We start from the raw sequence: 18,324 nt of genomic DNA on the forward strand, positions 1-18,324 counted from the left end.
ACGTTTTTTAGTAATAAATCAGGAGAGTTAAATGTCTACCCCTCATATCAACGCCGCCGATGGTGCTTTTGCTCAAACGGTATTAATGCCCGGCGATCCATTACGAGCTAAGTTTATTGCCGAAACTTTTTTAGATAATGCTAAAGAAGTAACGAATGTCAGAGGAATGCTCGGTTTTACTGGTCAGTATAAAGGTAAACAAGTTTCTGTTATGGGGCATGGAATGGGTATCCCATCTTGTTCTATTTATACAACCGAATTGATTAAGTTTTATGGTGTTAAAAACATTATTCGTATCGGTTCGTGTGGTGCAATTAGTCCAAATGTTAATCTTGGTGATGTTGTTATTGGTATGGGCGCTTGTACGGATTCTAAAGTGAATCGTTTGCGTTTTAAAGATCATGATTTTGCTGCCATCGCTGACTTTGGTCTTGTTTGTAATGCAGTTAATGCAGCTAAAGATTTAAATGTTAATGTGAAGGTTGGTAATATTTTCTCAGCTGATCTGTTTTATAGCGTTGAGCCTGATCTTTTCGATATCATGGAAAAATACAATATTTTAGGTGTCGAAATGGAAGCTGCTGGTATTTATGGTGTGGCGGCTGAATATGGCGCAAAAGCGTTGGCGATTTGTACGGTATCAGATCATATTCGAAAAGGCGAAGCGATGTCTTCCGAAGAACGCCAGCTAGGCTTCAAAGAGATGATTACTGTTGCGTTAGAGTCGGTATTACTCAATTCAGATTAAATTAATGGCAGAATTTCTGCCATTTTTTTTGTTTAAGAAATAAAAGTTTTACATTGACTGTCATTAATCAACTTTATCAGTAAATGTGTTTAACGTTATAACTAACGCATCGATAGTAATAACAATTTTTATTTATTCATTAATTTTATCTAATAGGTTAGAAGAGAACTCATTTAATAAGGAAACGAAATGAATATTAAGTTCAAACTTAAAGTTATATTTTTCTTGCAATTTTTTATCTGGGGTAGCTGGCTTATAACTTTAGGCTCTTACATGATGGAGACCTTGCATTTTACTGGAACAACAGTAGGTACAGTTTATGGTACTATGGGCATAGCATCCTTATTTATGCCAGGTCTGCTTGGTGTTGTGGCAGATAGATGGATTCCTGCTAATCGTTTATTCATGCTTTGTCACTTATTTGGGGCAATAACCCTTTTTATTGCCGCTTCAGTCACAACACCATTTATGATGGTCGTGGTAATTTTAATTCATTGTTTAGCATTTATGCCAACTATCGCGATTTCTAACTCAATTTCTTATGCTTGTTTAGAATCAGAAGGTCTTGATGTTATATCGCAATTCCCTAGTATAAGAATTTTTGGTACTATCGGCTTCATTGTTGCTATGTGGCTTGTTAGTTTCTTAAAAGTTGGATTAAGCAATGTACAGCTCTATATTGCAGCTGGCGGTTCGATTTTACTCAGCCTATATTCATTAACATTGCCATTAATTGTCATTGCTAAAGATGAGTCAAAAAGAAAGTCGCTTGTAAGTTCTTTAGGTTTAGATGCATTTGTATTATTCAAACAACCTAGAATTGCTATCTTTTTTGTCTTTGCTGTCTTCCTTGGTGGTATTTTACAAATTACCAATACTTTTGGTAATCCGTTCTTACTTTCATTTAAAAGTATTCCGGAATATGCTGATAGTTTAGTTGTGCAATATCCGTCAGTATTGCTATCTATTTCACAAATGTCAGAAGTTGTATTTATTTTATTTGTACCATTTTTTATGAAAAGATTTGGTATCAAATATGTCATGTTAATCAGTATGTTGGCATGGGTTGCTCGGTTTGGATTATTTGCTTTTGGCGATCCATCACCTGTAGGTTTCACGTTACTTCTTCTGTCAATGATTGTTTATGGTTGTGCATTTGATTTCTATAATATTTCGGGTTCTATGTACGTTGATAAAACAGTTTCACCAGATATCCGTAATAGTGCACAAGGTTTATTTATGATTATGACCAATGGTATTGGGGCTTATTTAGGTTCAACTATCAGTGGTGTTGTTGTGGATCTTTACACTGTAAATGGTGTCATTGACTGGCGTACAATTTGGTTAATTTTTGCAGGATATTCTTTATTACTTGCTATTATTTTTGTCTTTATTTTCAAGAATGATACTCTTGATAACAGAAATTAATATCAAACTCAAGGCAAGGTTAATATAGATAAACTAAATTAACCAATTTGGCCACATCAATAAACAGGCAACTCATTTGTTGCCTGTTTATTGTTGCCACTTGATTTCAAAGAAGTTGATAAGTCACACAAAATGTATGGAAAATAATTGTCTTATCAAGGTAGAATAAGATGCTTGTAAAAGTTGTATCAATTTAGTCTGATGAATAATTTACAAGTGCCCTATAAGCATATACTTAAACAGATTAGAACTAGATGAATAAGCAAATAATCCCAAAAGTTATACTTCATGAGCATGTGGAAGGTAGTATTACACCATTTATGGCAAAAAAACTAGCCGATAAGAATCATCTGACTTTTCCTGATTCATTGTGCTATCGACCCGGTGAATATGATGCAAGCGATTATAAAAACGGTCGATATAATTATGATGAATCCGATTTTGTTTCATTTATCCAAACTTATGATACTGTCTCTAATTTTGTTAAACATCCCGACGATTATTACCTAATTACTTACGATTTTTTAAGCAGAAATGCCAAGCAAGGATTAATCTATTGCGAGCTATTTTTGTCTCCCTATCATATTTGTGCCATGGAAAGCGAAGGTAAAATAGTTTGGGATCAAGAAAGATTTAAACAAACGCTTAATCAAATGGATAAAGCGATTATTGATGTTCAAAAAGAACATAATATTACTGTAAGATACCATGTGATTGGCGTGCGCCATCTGGGTGCCGATGTGGTATACGATACACTGCAATTTATTGAGAATAACCCCCACCCATTTATTACCGGATTTAATATCGCAGGTAATGAAAAAGCAGGTCATTTTGATGATTTTGAAAAAGCCCATCAACTTGCTTCTAAATTAAATTTAAAAAAATCTTATCATGCTGGTGAAATTGATTCTGCTGAAAGTATTATCCAAGCGCTTAAACATGGCGCGAATCGTATTGGACATGGTATCGCCGCCATTGAAGATGATAAGTTGATTGAGAATTTAATTGATAACAAGATCACTTTAGAAATAGCGCTTACTAGTAATCGTATTTTAGTCAATAAGTTAAATGGTGATATTCTTAATCACCCAATTCGACAACTTTATGATAGAGGGGTCAGAATAACGCTTAATACCGATGACGCAGGCATATTTGGCACCGATATAGAGAAAGAATATCAGCTCGCTGAGCATTTTTTTCATTTTTCTCGATTGGAACTGTTTGATATTACACTTTGTGGAATTGATGCTGCATTTATTGAACCAACCGAAAAATCACGTTTGTTTAATGACGTTTTAGCCTTTTTTACTAGTAATGATAAGCAATGTCTACAACAGGCAATCAACGTTCAGCAATATCACCCTGCTATTATTGAACGATTTAAGAATTATCTCGTTTTATTATATGTTAATGATTAACAACATCAGAGAAATAGGAGATTGATATGAATAAAACCCGATTAAGCCTACTAACCCTATTAATATCTGGTTCACTTCAAGCAGCAACAGTAGATTTAAGAATTATCGAAACTACCGATTTGCACGGTAATATGATGAATTATGACTATTTCAAAGATCAGTACATTGATACTTTTGGTTTAGCTAAAACAGCTAATTTAATTCATCAAGCACGAAAAGAGGTAAAAAACAGTGTTTTAGTTGATAACGGCGATTTGATTCAAGGCAGTCCAATGGCTGATTATGCTTTGAATAAAGGTCTAAACAAAGGTGAGACTCATCCTGTTTATAAAGCACTTAATACGCTAGATTATGTAGTTGGTAACATCGGTAATCATGAGTTCAATTTTGGTTTAGATTTTTTACAAAAAAGTCTAGCTGGTGCTAATTTTCCTTATGTTAATGCTAATGTTTTTGATGCGAAAACAAATAAACCTTACTTTAGGCAATATATTATTTTAGATAAACCGGTCGTTGATAGAGAAGGTAAACAACACACTATTAAAATCGGTTATATTGGTTTTGTGCCACCACAAATTATGCAGTGGGATAAACTTAATTTGGAAGGTAAGGTAATTGTTAAAGATATCACTGAAACCGCGAAACAATTAGTGCCTGAAATGAAAAAGCAAGGTGCAAATATCATTGTTGCAATTCCGCATTCAGGTGTTTCTGCCGAACCATATAAGGCTTTAGCTGAAAATTCAGTCTATTATTTAAGCCAAGTTGAAGGTATTAATGCTATTATGTTTGGTCATTCTCATGGGGTCTTTCCTAGCGAGGATTTTAAATCATTGCCTAATACTGATATTAGTACCGGAAATATCAATCATGTGCCCGCAGTAATGCCTGGACAATGGGGAAGTCATTTAGGTGTAGTTGATTTAGTTATTGAAGGTGATAAAGCTAATTGGAAAGTCATTTCTGGTAAATCAGAAGCTCGCCCGATCTTTGATATTAAAAATAAAAAAGCATTAGTTGGATCAGATAAAAATATTACGAATGCGTTAAGAGACGACCACGAAGGTACCCGTGAATTTGTTGGTAAACCAATTGGCAAGGTTTCAACCGATATCAATAGTTATTTAGCATTAGTCGAAGATACTTCTGCTTTGCAAATTATTAGTGATGCGCAAATTGATTATGTGAAACAGTTTGTTCAAGGTGATCCAGATCTGGATGGATTACCCATTTTATCGGCAATTGCGCCATTTAAAGCTGGTGGTCGTAAAAACGATCCTTCAGCTTATGTTGATGTTAAAAAAGGTGATTTAACTTTTAGAAATGCAGCTGATATCTATCTTTATCCTAATATTTTATCTGCAGTAAAAATAACGGGTAAAGATGTTAAAGAGTGGTTGGAATGCTCAGCAGGTGTTTATAATCAAATTGATATCAATTCGTCACAACCACAATATTTGATTAATTGGGATAAATTTAGAACTTATAATTTTGATACCATTGATGGTGTGAGTTATCAAATTGATATTACTAAACCTGCACGTTATGATGGTAATTGTCAGTTAATTAATCCTGATTCAGAACGTATCGTAAACTTAACTTATCAACAAAAACCTATTGCTTCCAATCAAGCATTTTTAATTGCCACCAATAACTATCGTGCATATACCGGAACATTCCCTGGTACTGGTGGTAAAAATGTTAAATTTAATTCTCCGGATGATTTAAGGGTCATTCTTTCAGCCTATATTACTAATCACACTAAAAAACAAGGTGAAGTGAATGTGAAGGTTGATAATAACTGGCGAATTGCACCAATTACCAGCAAAATTAATTTGGATATTCGCTTTGAATCTTCCCCAACTGAAGAAGCCAAAGCTTATATTGAAAAACATTCATTGTACCCAATTAAGTTTATTGAAAAAGATAATTTAGGCTTTGGTGTATATCAACTTAATTTACAAGCACCAACAAAATCGCAAAACTAAAAATCTATTGATGATAACAAGGATTATGAATATGAAGATTGAAAAACTAATTGAACTAGCTAAAACAGCACGCTCAAAAGCTTATGTACCCTATTCTAAATTTCAAGTAGGTGCAGTATTAATTACCGAAGATGACGAAGCTATTTTAGGATGCAATATTGAAAATGCCTCATATGGCCTAGCCAACTGTGCTGAACGAACTGCGATTTTTAAGGCGGTATCAGAAGGTAAAACAAAATTTAAAAAATTAGTTGTAATTGGCGATACTGATGGACCAATTTCACCTTGTGGAGCTTGTCGCCAAGTCATTAGTGAATTTTGCGCCAAAGATATGCCAGTTATTTTGACAAATATGCATGGTAAAATCCAAGAAACCACTGTCGGTGAATTGTTGCCTTGGTCTTTTTCACCTAGTGATTTAGATTAGTATTATTTCTGAATAAGAAAATTTTAACTATCAAAAAAATTGATAGAAAATAATAAAAGAGAGTGATGAAGCTAAGATCAGAATTATCATCAATCCATATAATGGATGAAAAAATATAAACCTAATTTGATTTATTGATATTAAGAGAGAAGTGTAATGAGATTTGTAGATATTATTGAAAAAAAACGTGATGGACATGCCTTAACTACCGAAGAAATTCAATTTTTTATTACCAATTATACTAATGGTACGATTCCTGACTACCAAGTAAGTGCTTTACTTATGGCTATTTATTATCAAGGTATGACTTCGAAAGAATGTGCTGATTTAACTAGTGCTATGATGTATTCCGGTGATACTGTTGATCTATCATCAATTAAAGGTATTAAAGTAGATAAACATTCAACCGGAGGTGTGGGTGATACAACCACTTTAGTATTAGCACCATTAGTTGCTGCTTTAGATATTCCTGTTGCCAAGATGTCAGGTCGAGGATTAGGCCATACTGGTGGAACAACCGATAAATTTGAAACTATTCCCGGCTTTAAAATCGAATTAGGTAAGCAAGAGTTTATCGATCAGGTTAACCAAAAAGGTGTTGCGGTTATTGGTCAATCAGGTAACTTAACCCCAGCTGATAAAAAACTTTATTCATTACGTGATGTAACCGGCACGGTTAACTCTATTCCGCTGATTGCCAGTTCAATCATGAGTAAAAAACTGGCTGCGGGTGCTGACGCTATTGTGTTGGATGTCAAAACCGGTGACGGTGCTTTAATGAAAACGATGGAAGACTCTGAGAAATTAGCACATGAAATGGTTAATATTGGTAATCAAATTGGTCGTAGAACCATGGCGATTATCTCAGATATGTCTCAACCTTTAGGTTATGCTATTGGTAATGCCTTAGAAGTTAAAGAAGCCATTGATACATTAAATGGTCATGGTCCTGCTGATTTAACTGAGTTAGTTTTAACGCTTGGTAGTCAAATGGTTGTATTAGCCAATAAAGCTAAGACATTAGAGGAAGCAAGAGAAAAACTTCAAGAAGTCATTAAAAATGGTAAAGCGATAGAGAAATTTAAAACGTTAATTGAAGCTCAAGGTGGAGATAACTCTGTTGTTGATCATCCTGAAAAATTAGCCAACGCCCCTTACCAAATCGATCTACCTGCACAAAAATCAGGTTATGTATCACGCATTATTGCCGACCAAATTGGTATTGCGGCGATGCAATTAGGCGCTGGACGTGCAACTAAAGAAGATGTTATTGATCCAGCTGTTGGTATTGTTTTACATAAAAAAGTGGGTGATAAAGTTGAAGTGGGTGAACCATTATTAACTATTCATTCAAGTAGCGATAAGATTGATGCAATTAAACAAAAATTGTATGACAATATTACTATCAGTGATAGTGCTAAACAACCACAATTGATTTTCAAAGTAATTACAGAATAGCTCTAATAAGGATTTGGGAGATGCCATGTATTGTTTTAAATTTAAACTGTCACTAGTTATTATTTTAGGTCTGTTCTCAGTTAATTCATTCGCAGCAGTTGCAACCAAGCAATCTACTGCACCTACTTGGGAAAAAGATAAGCCCTATTCTTTTACTATTTTGCATACTAATGACCATCATGGCCATTTTTGGCAAAATGACATTGGTGAATATGGTTTAGCTGCTCAAAAAACTGTAGTTGACCAAATTAGAAAAGAAGTATCCGAAAAAGGTGGGAAATTACTTCTGCTATCTGGCGGTGACATTAATACAGGCGTTCCTGAATCCGATGTTTTACAAGCTAAACCCGATTTTATGGGTATGAACAGTATTGGTTATGATGCAATGGCTGTTGGTAACCATGAGTTTGATCATCCTTTAGCAGTTATTCGTGAACAACAAAAATGGGCTCACTTTCCATTTTTATCAGCAAATACTTACTTCAAAAATACTGATAATCGCGTTTTCGATGCTTATAAAATGTTTGATTTAAATGGCATTAGAGTTGCGGTATTTGGTTTAACTACTGATGATACAATTTTCCTTGCTTCACCTAAAAATACTGACGGTGTTGAGTTTCGCAAAACCTTGCCTGAAGCAGAGAAGGTGATAAGTCAAATTAAAAATAATGAGCGCCCAGATATGATTATTGCGGTTACTCATATGGGACATTATGAAAATGGTGAACATGGTTCAATGGCACCGGGTGATGTTGAGTTAGCACGGGGATTGAAACCAGGTGATTTAAATATGATTGTAGGTGGTCACTCTCAAAACCCTGTATGTATGGCTAGCCCTAACAAACGTATTACTGAGTATGTTCCTGGCACGCCATGTGCACCCGATCAACAAAATGGAACTTGGATTGTTCAAGCTCATGAATGGGGTAAATATGTTGGTCGTGCCGACTTTGTCTTTTTAAACGGTAAAATTACACTGGAAAATTATCAGTTAATTCCTATCAACTTGAAAAAAGAAGTCGACAATGGCAACGATACTAAACGTCTTGAATACTACACTAGTGAAATAGAACAAGATAAAAAATTGTTAGAAACACTTAAACCTTATCAAGATCAAGGTAAACAGCAATTACTCACTAAAACAGGTGAATTAATCGGTCGTTTAGAAGGTGATCGTAGTGTAGTAAGATATCAACAAAGCAATATGGGACAGCTGTTACTCAGTGCCTTTATTGAAAAAACGAATGCTGATGTTGGCATTATGGCTGGCGGTATGATTCGTGATTCACTTATTGAAGGAAATATTACTTATCGTGATATTTTGAAAGTTGAGCCTTTTGGTAATACAGTTGTTTACTTTGAGTTAACCGGCCGTGAATTGGTGGAATATCTTAAAGTTGCATTAAGTAAAAAACAAGGTTCTGGTGGTTATACTCACTTAAAAAATATCACGCTAGCTGGCAATACGATTAGCGATATTAAAATTAATAATGAGCCAATTGATTTGCAAAAATCTTATCGTATTACCACGTTAGATTATTTAGCGGCTGGTGGAGATGGTTATCCCGTTACCAACACTTCACCAACTTATGTCGATACAGGTTACCGAGACGCGGATGTGATAAGAGAATATATTGAAGCGCACTCACCAATTAATGCGGCAGATTATGAACCGGTTAATTTCATTTTGGAAAAATAACGGCTTTAAAAAAGAAATGTAGAATATAAATGGCACGGGTAAAATTGGTATTATAAATTAGCCATTAAATTTAATTTTTTGCTTTCAACATATAGGTAATATAGAGGTATTTATGAACATGACAGAATTTCAAAAAAATTGTTACGATATTGTGACCGATCCCAATCTGTCACCTAAACAAAAAGCGAACCTTCTCGCTTTAGCAGCGGAAAATAATTTACCTTATGTTGATTTGGATAGTGAAACTAAGCAAGCCTTAGATGAGCGTGTAATTTGTGACATGTACGAAGGTCATGCACCGTATAAACCTCGTTATGTGTTACCAGATTATGCAAAATTCCTTAAACAAGGATCTGAGTATTTAGAGCTTGAGCCTGCAAAAAATTTTGATGATGCCATAAATATGCTGACAATTGCTTATCATCATGTTCCTTCGGTCACTGGTATGCCTGTTTATTTGGGTTGTTTGGATAAAGTGTTACTACCTTATGTTGGCAATTTAACAGAAGAAGAGCTTTATCAGCGATTAAAACGTTTTTGGATTATGCTTGATCGCAATCTTCCTGATGCATTTATGCACGCCAATATTGGTCCAACTGACAATGTGATCTGTCGAGTAATTTTACGTGTTGATCGTGAACTCAAACAAGTTGCGCCTAATTTAACATTTATTTATGATGAAGATATCACCCCAGAATCTTTACTAAATACAGCAATTGAGAATATTTGCCAAACAGCAAAACCACATATCGCTAATAATATGATGATCAAAAAAGATTTTGATGATCAAGGCTATGGTGTTGTGAGTTGTTATAACTCTCTCCCTGTTGCGGGTGGTGGTAGTACTTTATCCAGAATTAATTTAAAAGAAGTCGCATTAAAAAGTAACAGTATTACCGACTTTTTACAAAATACCCTGCCTTATTATTGCCAATTGCAATTGAACTTAATCAAAGCGAGATCGGAATTTCTTTATGAAAAATCGAATTTCTTTCAAAATAGTTTTTTAGTCAAAGAAGGACTAATTGACGCAACTCGATTTGCACCAATGTTTGGTATTTATGCTATGGCTGAAGCGGTTAATATTCTACAAGAAAAATCTAACTTAGCTGGTCGCTATGGTGTTGATGAAGATGCTAATGAACTAGCTACCACCATTTCTGAGCAATTAGCCGACTTTATTGATAATCATAAAATTAAACATGCATGGCAAGGTAAAGCGATGTTACATGCGCAGTCAGGTATCAGTACAGACCGCGGTGCAACACCTGGTTTACGTATCCCTTATGGACATGAACCAGATCCTGTTACCCATATTATGGCATTATTTAAACACCATAAATATTATACATCTGGCATTAGTGATATTTTAACTATTGATGAAACGATTAAAAATAATCCATTAGCCTTAGTACAAATTTGTAAAGCAGCATTTAAATTTGGTTTCCGTGAATTTACGGCTAATATCAGTGGTAATGATCTGGTGCGTGTAACTGGTTATATGGTGAGATTATCAGATATCAAAAAATATAAAGAAGAAGGTTCGCGGATTAATACCACATTTTTAGGTAGTGAAGCAGCCGAAGATACAGTGAACAATAGTTACTTATGCAGGACCCCTAGGGTAATAAGCCATGAACAAGTCATGGGCAATCGTTAATAAAATTTTACCCTTTTCTTGTGTTGATGGACCGGGAAACCGGTTAGTCATCTTTTTACAAGGCTGCAATTTTAAATGTTTAAATTGCCACAATCCTTATACCATTTCACGGTGTAAGGAGTGTGGTGAATGTGTTGCTTCCTGCCCCCATCAAGCATTATCATTTATCAACAACAAAGTCATTTGGCAAAGTTCAACTTGCCAGCAGTGTGATACTTGTATAAACACTTGTAACTATCAGTCAACACCGATGACTTATCGATACAGTATTGAAGATATTTTAAAACTTATCCGAAAATATCTACCTTTTTTAAACGGAATAACCCTAAGCGGTGGTGAGGCAACACTGCAACTAGCGTTTATTGAGCAGCTTTTTAGTGCGATTAAACAAGCTCAGGATTTAAAACACTTAAGCTGTTTTGTTGACAGTAATGGATATTTACCTCAAATGGGTTGGCAAAAAATAGTCAACGTAATGGATGGGGCAATGATTGATCTTAAAGCATGGGATAATCAAGTACATGAAGCATTAACTAGCAAGGGAAATTTAAGAGTTAAAAAGTCAATTGAATATCTTGCAAAAATGAATAAATTATATGAAGTCAGATTTCTAATTATTCCTAAGCATACCGATTTACAACAAAACGCTGAACATTTAGCTAATTTTTTAAAGCAATTTGATGCAAATATAAAAATTAGAATCAATGCATTTCATAATCATGGTGTGAGAGGTGAAGCCAAAACATGGCAGAGCGCATCAAAACAACATATCGAAAATTTTGCTATGGAATTAAAACAATTTGGCCTGAAAAATATTGTTTTGCCAACTGTTTATTTATCATAATAGCGTTTTTTAATGAGTGTGTGCTTAATAAACTATTAACAGGCTTATTATAAAATTCCAAAATAATGTCTTAAATTTTTACCTCATGAGATTTTTGAAATAAAAATGAGCAGTTTGAAAACCTGCTCATTTGATTAACATCAAAATCAAATATTAAGATAAATCATTAATATCTGTTTAGATTTTAAAAAAATAGCTAATTGTATATCAACGTTAATATTTAACACATAAGGTATATGCTACATCTGGTTCAACAATAATATTACCTTCTACCATCCCCACACTGTAATATCTATAATTACCTAATACATCTTTTACCGATGATGGTTCACTGGTAAAATAGAAATCATAATTGATTAAACTTCTTAAATTTGGCGCACCAGACATCATATCTCGACCAATATAATCAAGTGGGGAATAAAAGTAGGCTTTACCCCATTCTGGCAATAATCCTTCACCAATTGCTCTTCTATATCCATTATTTTTTACATAATAGTTATCATTAGTTGTTGGAACGGTAGCAAAACTAGAATTAGATAACTCAGCTCGTATAGGTAATCTATCATTATTATTTTGACAATATGTATTTGCGCTTTGCCAATTGCCCACCAAGTTATTTGTAAAATATAACCAATGTTTTATAGAGAAAGTGTAATAAAACTGTGCTAACGTTCGATTATTGGTAACTAATATTACAAATTTATCATCTTGAACTGGTACATTTTCGGTAAATTTAAATTCACTTTTAGAATCAGCGCTTGAATCACGAGAAGCACTAATTAGTGAATTATTCGGATTTTTAACCAAGGTATAACTATAATCTGAAATTGGATTTACCGGCACAATTCTAAAACGTGCATCCGGGAAACCATATGTTGGGAAGTAATTGCCGTTTTGATCTTTAGCGGAGGCCTTAAAACCTTTATGCATAGTAAATTGGTCTACGTTATAAGGAACATCAAGATCTATCGTATCAGCACCATAAGGAGCATAGTTATCCCCTTCATCCCATCCATTGTGCATAATCAGAGCCAATACACCAGGCCTAATATAACAGATACCATCATCAGCACTGACTTGAAATGTTTTAGAGACTTCTCTTGGTTCTGACTGATCAGGAGCACCGTACTGGGTTTTAGCAACAAATTGAATCGTTACTTTTACTGATGATTTTGCATTAGCCGTCGATGAATTACACACATCACTACCAAGTTGGGAAGTAGAATCAGAAGGAATTATGTTATTGTTTGAGTCCCGCCATTCAGTATTAATAGACTGAATGATAAAACTGCCGGTAGTAGCCACTTTGTCACCATCTACATCATTTATATCACTATCATTCAAACTTGAAGTATCTACCCCAAATGAATAAATACTTGGTGAAGTGTTGTAAGCAACAGAAATCTTATTATCAGTACCAGGCAAAACAATCACAGGATCAATACCATCAATATTTAATTTAAATTGAATTCCATTTAAGATTTTTGTATCAGCAGATTCTAGAATTTCAGGCGGATTACCGTGAATATATTGCGTAGTGGTTGCAGCAAATGATAATGCGGCTAGAGATGTATGGCAAAAAAGGCAAAAAAAAGAAATAGCTGTAATATTAAATATTAATTGCATCAAATAAAATTTTGGGGAAACAAACATTTTACTATTCATGCTAATTCCTCTACTCATAAACTTTCCTGCAAATTAGAATAAAGTTATTGATTTAAAGTTTTAATAAACTAAAGAATTATCAAATGATTGATAAAAATTGTTACCTATTTCAAATTTTAAAAACGCGTATAAGCAATAAAAAACATTAGAAAGTTATTAAATTGCATCCATGTAACGGTATATTTTTATTTAATATCTAGAGCAAAAACGACTATGTCGCTATCGAAAAAGTGTAATATTCAAATGTTGTTAATAAACTAATTTAAGAATATCAAAATAAGAAATGCTATTAAAAAGATCAGCGCAAAGTAGTTTAACTTTACTAACAGGCTGATTAAATAAGATAATTAATTGTATATGTTAAAAATAATCTACACAATTGTGCATAGTATATAATAATATATACAATATGGAATAGCGAAATATCAATTTATTGATATTTAATGGTTCTCAAATGAATATTTATTAAAATAATAATTCTAAATAAAGTGATTGAGCTCCTGATTTGATTTTTAATCACTGGATTTATCATCAATAATTTTATTAAAATATTTTGAAATTAGCGTTAAATAAAAAGGAGGCATTAACCTCCCTTTACAAATAAAATATAACTGAATTTATTTTCCTTTTTTAAAAGCTGCAGCAAAAGCATTACCCATTGCACTATTTGTAATAGGCGCTGACTGTCCACTTTTAGAAGTGCCGGTTGATTTATTCGTTCGAGCTTTGGCCCCTTCTACTTTTGGCGTTGTTGGATCATCAAGTCGCATCGATAAAGCAATACGTTTGCGGGCAATATCCACTTCAATCACTTTAACTTTAACAATATCACCAGCTTTAACTACCGTTCGTGGATCTTCAACAAATTTATCAGATAATGCTGATATATGAACTAAACCATCTTGATGTACACCAATATCAACAAAAGCACCAAAATTGGTAACATTGGTTACCGCACCTTCCATAATCATGCCTATTTTTAAATCTTCCATTGTTTCGATGTTATCAGCAAACTGGGCCGTTTTAAATTCGGGCCTTGGATCACGTCCGGGTTTATCAAGTTCTTTAATAATATCAGTGACAGTTGGAACACCAAAATGGTCATCAACGTAATCAACCGCTTTTAATGATTTCAGATAATTAGTATCACCTAAAATTTCTTTTAAAGATTTATGATTTTTCTCTAAAATTCGTTCGACAACCGGATAGGCTTCAGGGTGAACAGCCGATGCATCAAGTGGATTTTTACCCTCCATTATGCGCAAAAAACCAGCACATTGTTCAAACGCTTTAGGGCCTAAACGACTAACTTTTAACAACTGTTTGCGATCGGTAAATTGACCATTTTCATTACGCCAATCTACAATATTTTGGGCAATAACTTTATTCAATCCTGCAATACGGGCAAGTAACATCATTGATGCAGTGTTTAAATTTACCCCTACCGCATTTACTCCATCTTCAACCACCGCATCAAGTTTTTTAGCTAATTGGGTCTGACTAACATCATGCTGATATTGCCCCACCCCAATGGATTTTGGATCGATTTTTACTAGCTCAGCTAAAGGATCTTGTAAACGACGAGCAATGGATACCGCACCACGAATTGATACATCCAGATCAGGGAACTCTTGAGCAGCAAGCTCTGATGCAGAATAAACAGAAGCCCCAGCTTCGCTGACAATAACTTTTTGCCCTTTTACTTCCGGATACTTTTTCTGAACATCAAGATAAAAACGTTCAGTTTCACGAGATGCCGTGCCATTACCAATTGCAACTAATTCCACTTGATGTTTAATGCAAAGTGCAGCAACAATCATTGCTGCTTTATCAGCTTGTCCTGTATGAGGATAAATCGTTTCGGTCGCAATAAGTTTACCTGTAGAATCCACAACAGCAATTTTTACACCTGTTCGTAAGCCTGGATCCATTCCCATGGTGACTTTCATACCTGCAGGTGCAGCCATCAACATATCGTGTAAATTTGCTGCAAATACGTTAATTGCTTCCTCTTCAGCACGTTCACGCAAAGTGGTCATAAGCTCGGTTTCCATGTGCATTAAAATCTTAATTCGCCATGTCCAATTAATAACTGCTTTACGCCATTTATCTGCAGGTTGATCATTAAAATGAATCCCTAAATGCTCTGTAATAATTTGCTCGCAATAGCTCTCTTTTGGCGTTTCTTCAAATTGCGGATCGGCATTGAGTGAAAGTTGTAAAAATCCTTCATTTCGTCCTCTAAACATCGCTAAAGCACGATGAGAAGGCACTTTTGAAATAAGTTCACTTTGTGCAAAGTAGTCTCTAAATTTAGCACCTTCTTCCTCTTTACCTGTAATAACTTGAGATACAAGATGCGCGTTATTCCAAAGATAATGACGAACTTTAGCAAGTAAAGCGGCATCTTCAGCAAAACGCTCCATTAAAATATAACGGGCACCATCTAAGGCAGATTTAGTATCAGCAATGCCTTTATCTGCATTGATATATTTTTCAGCTTCAGTTTCTGGATTGAGATCGGGATTTTGCCATAAATCGTCAGCGAGAGATTCAAGCCCTGCCTCGATTGCTATTTGACCGCGGGTACGTCGTTTTGGTTTATAAGGAAGATAAAGATCTTCTAATTCCGTTTTACTAAGCGTATCAGTAATTTTTTGGCTTAATTCTGGGGTTAATTTACCCTGTTCCTCAATTGATTTTAAAATTGTTTGTTTACGATCTTCTAGTTCTCGCAAATAACTTAAACGGCTATCTAAGGTACGTAATTGGGTATCATCCAGACCTCCGGTCACCTCTTTACGATATCGAGCAATAAAGGGAACGGTACTACCATCATCTAATAACTGAATGGCAGCTAAAACTTGTTCTGGTTTTACGGTTAATTCACCCGCTATAATATGGCTAATTTGATTATTTATCATGATATCTCTGTATATCTCGTCGATTAACGGAATTTATATTCATTATGCAAAAAGCTAATTATATAACAAGAGAGGGCTACTTGGCACTCGATCGTGAATTGAAATATTTATGGAAAGAAGAAAGGCCTCGTGTTACTCAAGCTGTTTCTGATGCTGCAGCCCTTGGCGACCGTAGTGAAAATGCGGAATATATTTATGGAAAAAGACGTCTTCGAGAGATTGATAGACGTGTTCGCTTTTTAACCAAACGTTTAGAAATATTAACGATTGTCGATCCTGACCCAAGACAAGAAGGAAAAGTATTTTTTGGGGCTTGGGTCAAATTGGAAGATGATTCAGGAAAATTACATATCTACCGTATTGTTGGTAGTGATGAATTCGATCCCAAAAAAAATTGGATATCGATTAATAGCCCTGTTGCCAGAGCTTTAATTGGTCATAAAATTGATGATGAAATAGCAGTCATCACACCAAACGGTAAAACGTTTTATTATATTATTGATATCAGTTACCAAGAATTTGTTTAGATATTTTTACTTAAATAATAGATTCTCAAATTCAATTGTATGTTCAACCTAACTAAACTAACTTATCCTTCATTAGACAACCAGTCTGCTTGAATAAAAATGAGTAGTAACATAGCAACTAAACAATTAAAATATATCAATACAAATCTAATAGCAAAAAATCTTATCTAGTGATGAAAAAATAGAGAATTCATTAAATATATAGCTAAGAACATTGCCCTACTAAAACTTGAGGAAATCACATATCTTGAAGGTAATACCCCATGCGAACATAATACCTCTTTTATAAAAGCAGAATATCATCCTATACAAAATATCATTGAACGACGATTGTAAGATAGCTTAGGAATGAATTTATGGCACTTAAATATATAAATCCCTAATAATTAAATATATAATTTGATCAAACTAATTAAATATTTGCCGATATGATTGCCGTTAAACAACTCTTTATCTATCCGATTAAATCAATGCAAGGTATTGCATTGACGCGTGCCAAGAGTATTGATGGTGGCTTTGAACATGACCGTATCTTAATGATAAGTGAACCCGATGGAACATTTATTACTGCCAGACAATATCCAGAGCTGTTGAAACTTAGAACGGTAATAACTGACAACCAAGTACAAGTGTCATTACCAACTAACAAATCAATCGTGATTAATCTCGATGAGTTTTCACAAAGTAATGAAGCGACCGAAGTTTGGGGAAATCACTTTACATCACATATTGCGCCAATTAAAGTTAATCAATTTTTTAGCCAATTTCTTCAAAAAGATGTGCAATTGCGTTGGATCGGCAATAAATTGAGTCGAAGAACTAAACGTTATCCAGATGTGCCTGTTAGTTTTGCTGATGGTTATCCTTATTTGTTGTTAAATCTTGCATCATTTAACTATCTTGAACAGCAGTGCCCTGAAAAATTAGATATTCGCCAATTTCGTGGCAATATTATTATTGATGGCGCACTCCCTTTTGCAGAGGATGGATGGAAAACCATTAAAATTGGTGAGTTAATATTTGATATCGTCAAACCTTGTACTCGTTGTGTATTAACCACGATCAATGTCAATTCAGCCAAAGCTTTACCTAATAATGAACCTTTAAAAACTTTAAGTTATTTTAGAACTAATTTGGATGGTAAAATTGATTTTGGTATGAATATGATTGCTCGAAATCATGGTACTGTATCGATTGGTGATAAAATTGAGGTACTTGAACGCCAACCAGCTAAAAACTATATTAAAAACTTTCCTACAGAATCAATAAAAGACTATCAACCTTGTACAATTACTTTTCAAGATAAAAAAATTAAAGGTAATAATCAACAAACAATTTTAGAACAAATTGAACAACATCATATTTCAATTCCTAACTCTTGTCGGGCTGGTGTGTGTGGTCGTTGCTCAGTATTATTAACAAAAGGGAATGTAAAACCTTTAACTCAATCAGCGATTAAACAAAATAAACATATTCTAGCCTGTAGTTGTGTTCCAAAAGGTGATATCACTATAGAATAGAAAAATAATAATTTTTAT

At 34.2% G+C, this 18,324-nt stretch carries 12 protein-coding genes and 1 pseudogene; 11 read left to right on the top strand and 2 right to left on the bottom strand.

Translation table 11 applies throughout. From position 1 onward, the window contains the following. The first annotated feature begins 31 nt into the window (after positions 1–31). The 9 genes from deoD (at position 32) to A9G08_RS07945 (ending at position 11,670) form a co-directional block, all read left to right on the top strand. Positions 32–748, top strand: coding sequence for a purine-nucleoside phosphorylase (deoD, locus tag A9G08_RS07905; RefSeq protein WP_065563163.1), 717 nt, complete (start codon positions 32–34; stop codon positions 746–748). 189 nt (positions 749–937) lie between these two features. Then, on the top strand, positions 938–2,176 hold the full coding sequence (locus A9G08_RS07910) for a nucleoside permease (protein ID WP_065563164.1): 1,239 nt from the start codon (positions 938–940) through the stop codon (positions 2,174–2,176). Between the two features lie 254 nt (positions 2,177–2,430). Beyond that, positions 2,431–3,594, top strand: coding sequence for an adenosine deaminase (gene add, locus A9G08_RS07915; protein ID WP_065563165.1), 1,164 nt, complete (start codon positions 2,431–2,433; stop codon positions 3,592–3,594). Between the two features lie 26 nt (positions 3,595–3,620). Next, positions 3,621–5,582 (top strand): bifunctional 2',3'-cyclic-nucleotide 2'-phosphodiesterase/3'-nucleotidase, encoded by a 1,962-nt coding sequence (locus tag A9G08_RS07920; protein WP_065563166.1) that lies wholly within the window; start codon positions 3,621–3,623, stop codon positions 5,580–5,582. A gap of 25 nt (positions 5,583–5,607) precedes the next feature. Then, positions 5,608–6,009 (top strand): cytidine deaminase, encoded by a 402-nt coding sequence (locus tag A9G08_RS07925; RefSeq protein WP_176713943.1) that lies wholly within the window; start codon positions 5,608–5,610, stop codon positions 6,007–6,009. 156 nt (positions 6,010–6,165) lie between these two features. Then, on the top strand, positions 6,166–7,467 hold the full coding sequence (locus A9G08_RS07930) for a pyrimidine-nucleoside phosphorylase (protein WP_065563168.1): 1,302 nt from the start codon (positions 6,166–6,168) through the stop codon (positions 7,465–7,467). Positions 7,468–7,492: 25 nt separating this feature from the next. Then, positions 7,493–9,166: a bifunctional UDP-sugar hydrolase/5'-nucleotidase UshA gene (ushA, locus tag A9G08_RS07935; RefSeq protein ID WP_065563169.1), complete on the top strand. Its 1,674-nt coding sequence runs from the start codon at positions 7,493–7,495 to the stop codon at positions 9,164–9,166. A 112-nt stretch (positions 9,167–9,278) separates the two neighbouring features. Then, positions 9,279–10,826, top strand: a complete 1,548-nt coding sequence (locus tag A9G08_RS07940) for a YjjI family glycine radical enzyme (RefSeq protein ID WP_442902915.1) — start codon at positions 9,279–9,281, stop codon at positions 10,824–10,826. Next, positions 10,801–11,670: a YjjW family glycine radical enzyme activase gene (locus A9G08_RS07945; protein ID WP_065563171.1), complete on the top strand. Its 870-nt coding sequence runs from the start codon at positions 10,801–10,803 to the stop codon at positions 11,668–11,670. The genes A9G08_RS07940 and A9G08_RS07945 overlap by 26 nt, the downstream gene beginning before the upstream one ends. Before the next feature lie 213 nt (positions 11,671–11,883). Here A9G08_RS07945 and A9G08_RS07950 read toward each other — a convergent pair whose 3' ends face one another. Then, positions 11,884–13,335, bottom strand: coding sequence for a hypothetical protein (locus A9G08_RS07950; protein ID WP_065563172.1), 1,452 nt, complete (start codon positions 13,333–13,335; stop codon positions 11,884–11,886). A gap of 755 nt (positions 13,336–14,090) precedes the next feature. After that, positions 14,091–16,259: pseudogene (locus A9G08_RS07955) on the bottom strand (Tex family protein); the annotation flags it as partial. Between the two features lie 44 nt (positions 16,260–16,303). Between A9G08_RS07955 and greB the strand changes: the two are divergent. After that, on the top strand, positions 16,304–16,786 hold the full coding sequence (gene greB, locus A9G08_RS07960) for a transcription elongation factor GreB (RefSeq protein ID WP_065563174.1): 483 nt from the start codon (positions 16,304–16,306) through the stop codon (positions 16,784–16,786). Between the two features lie 428 nt (positions 16,787–17,214). After that, complete coding sequence (locus tag A9G08_RS07965) at positions 17,215–18,306, top strand: YcbX family protein (RefSeq protein ID WP_065563175.1); 1,092 nt, start codon at positions 17,215–17,217, stop codon at positions 18,304–18,306. The last annotated feature ends 18 nt before the right edge of the window (positions 18,307–18,324 follow it).

The sequence above is a fragment of the Gilliamella sp. wkB195 genome (assembly GCF_001690445.1).
Lineage (GTDB): Bacteria > Pseudomonadota > Gammaproteobacteria > Enterobacterales > Orbaceae > Gilliamella > Gilliamella apicola_E.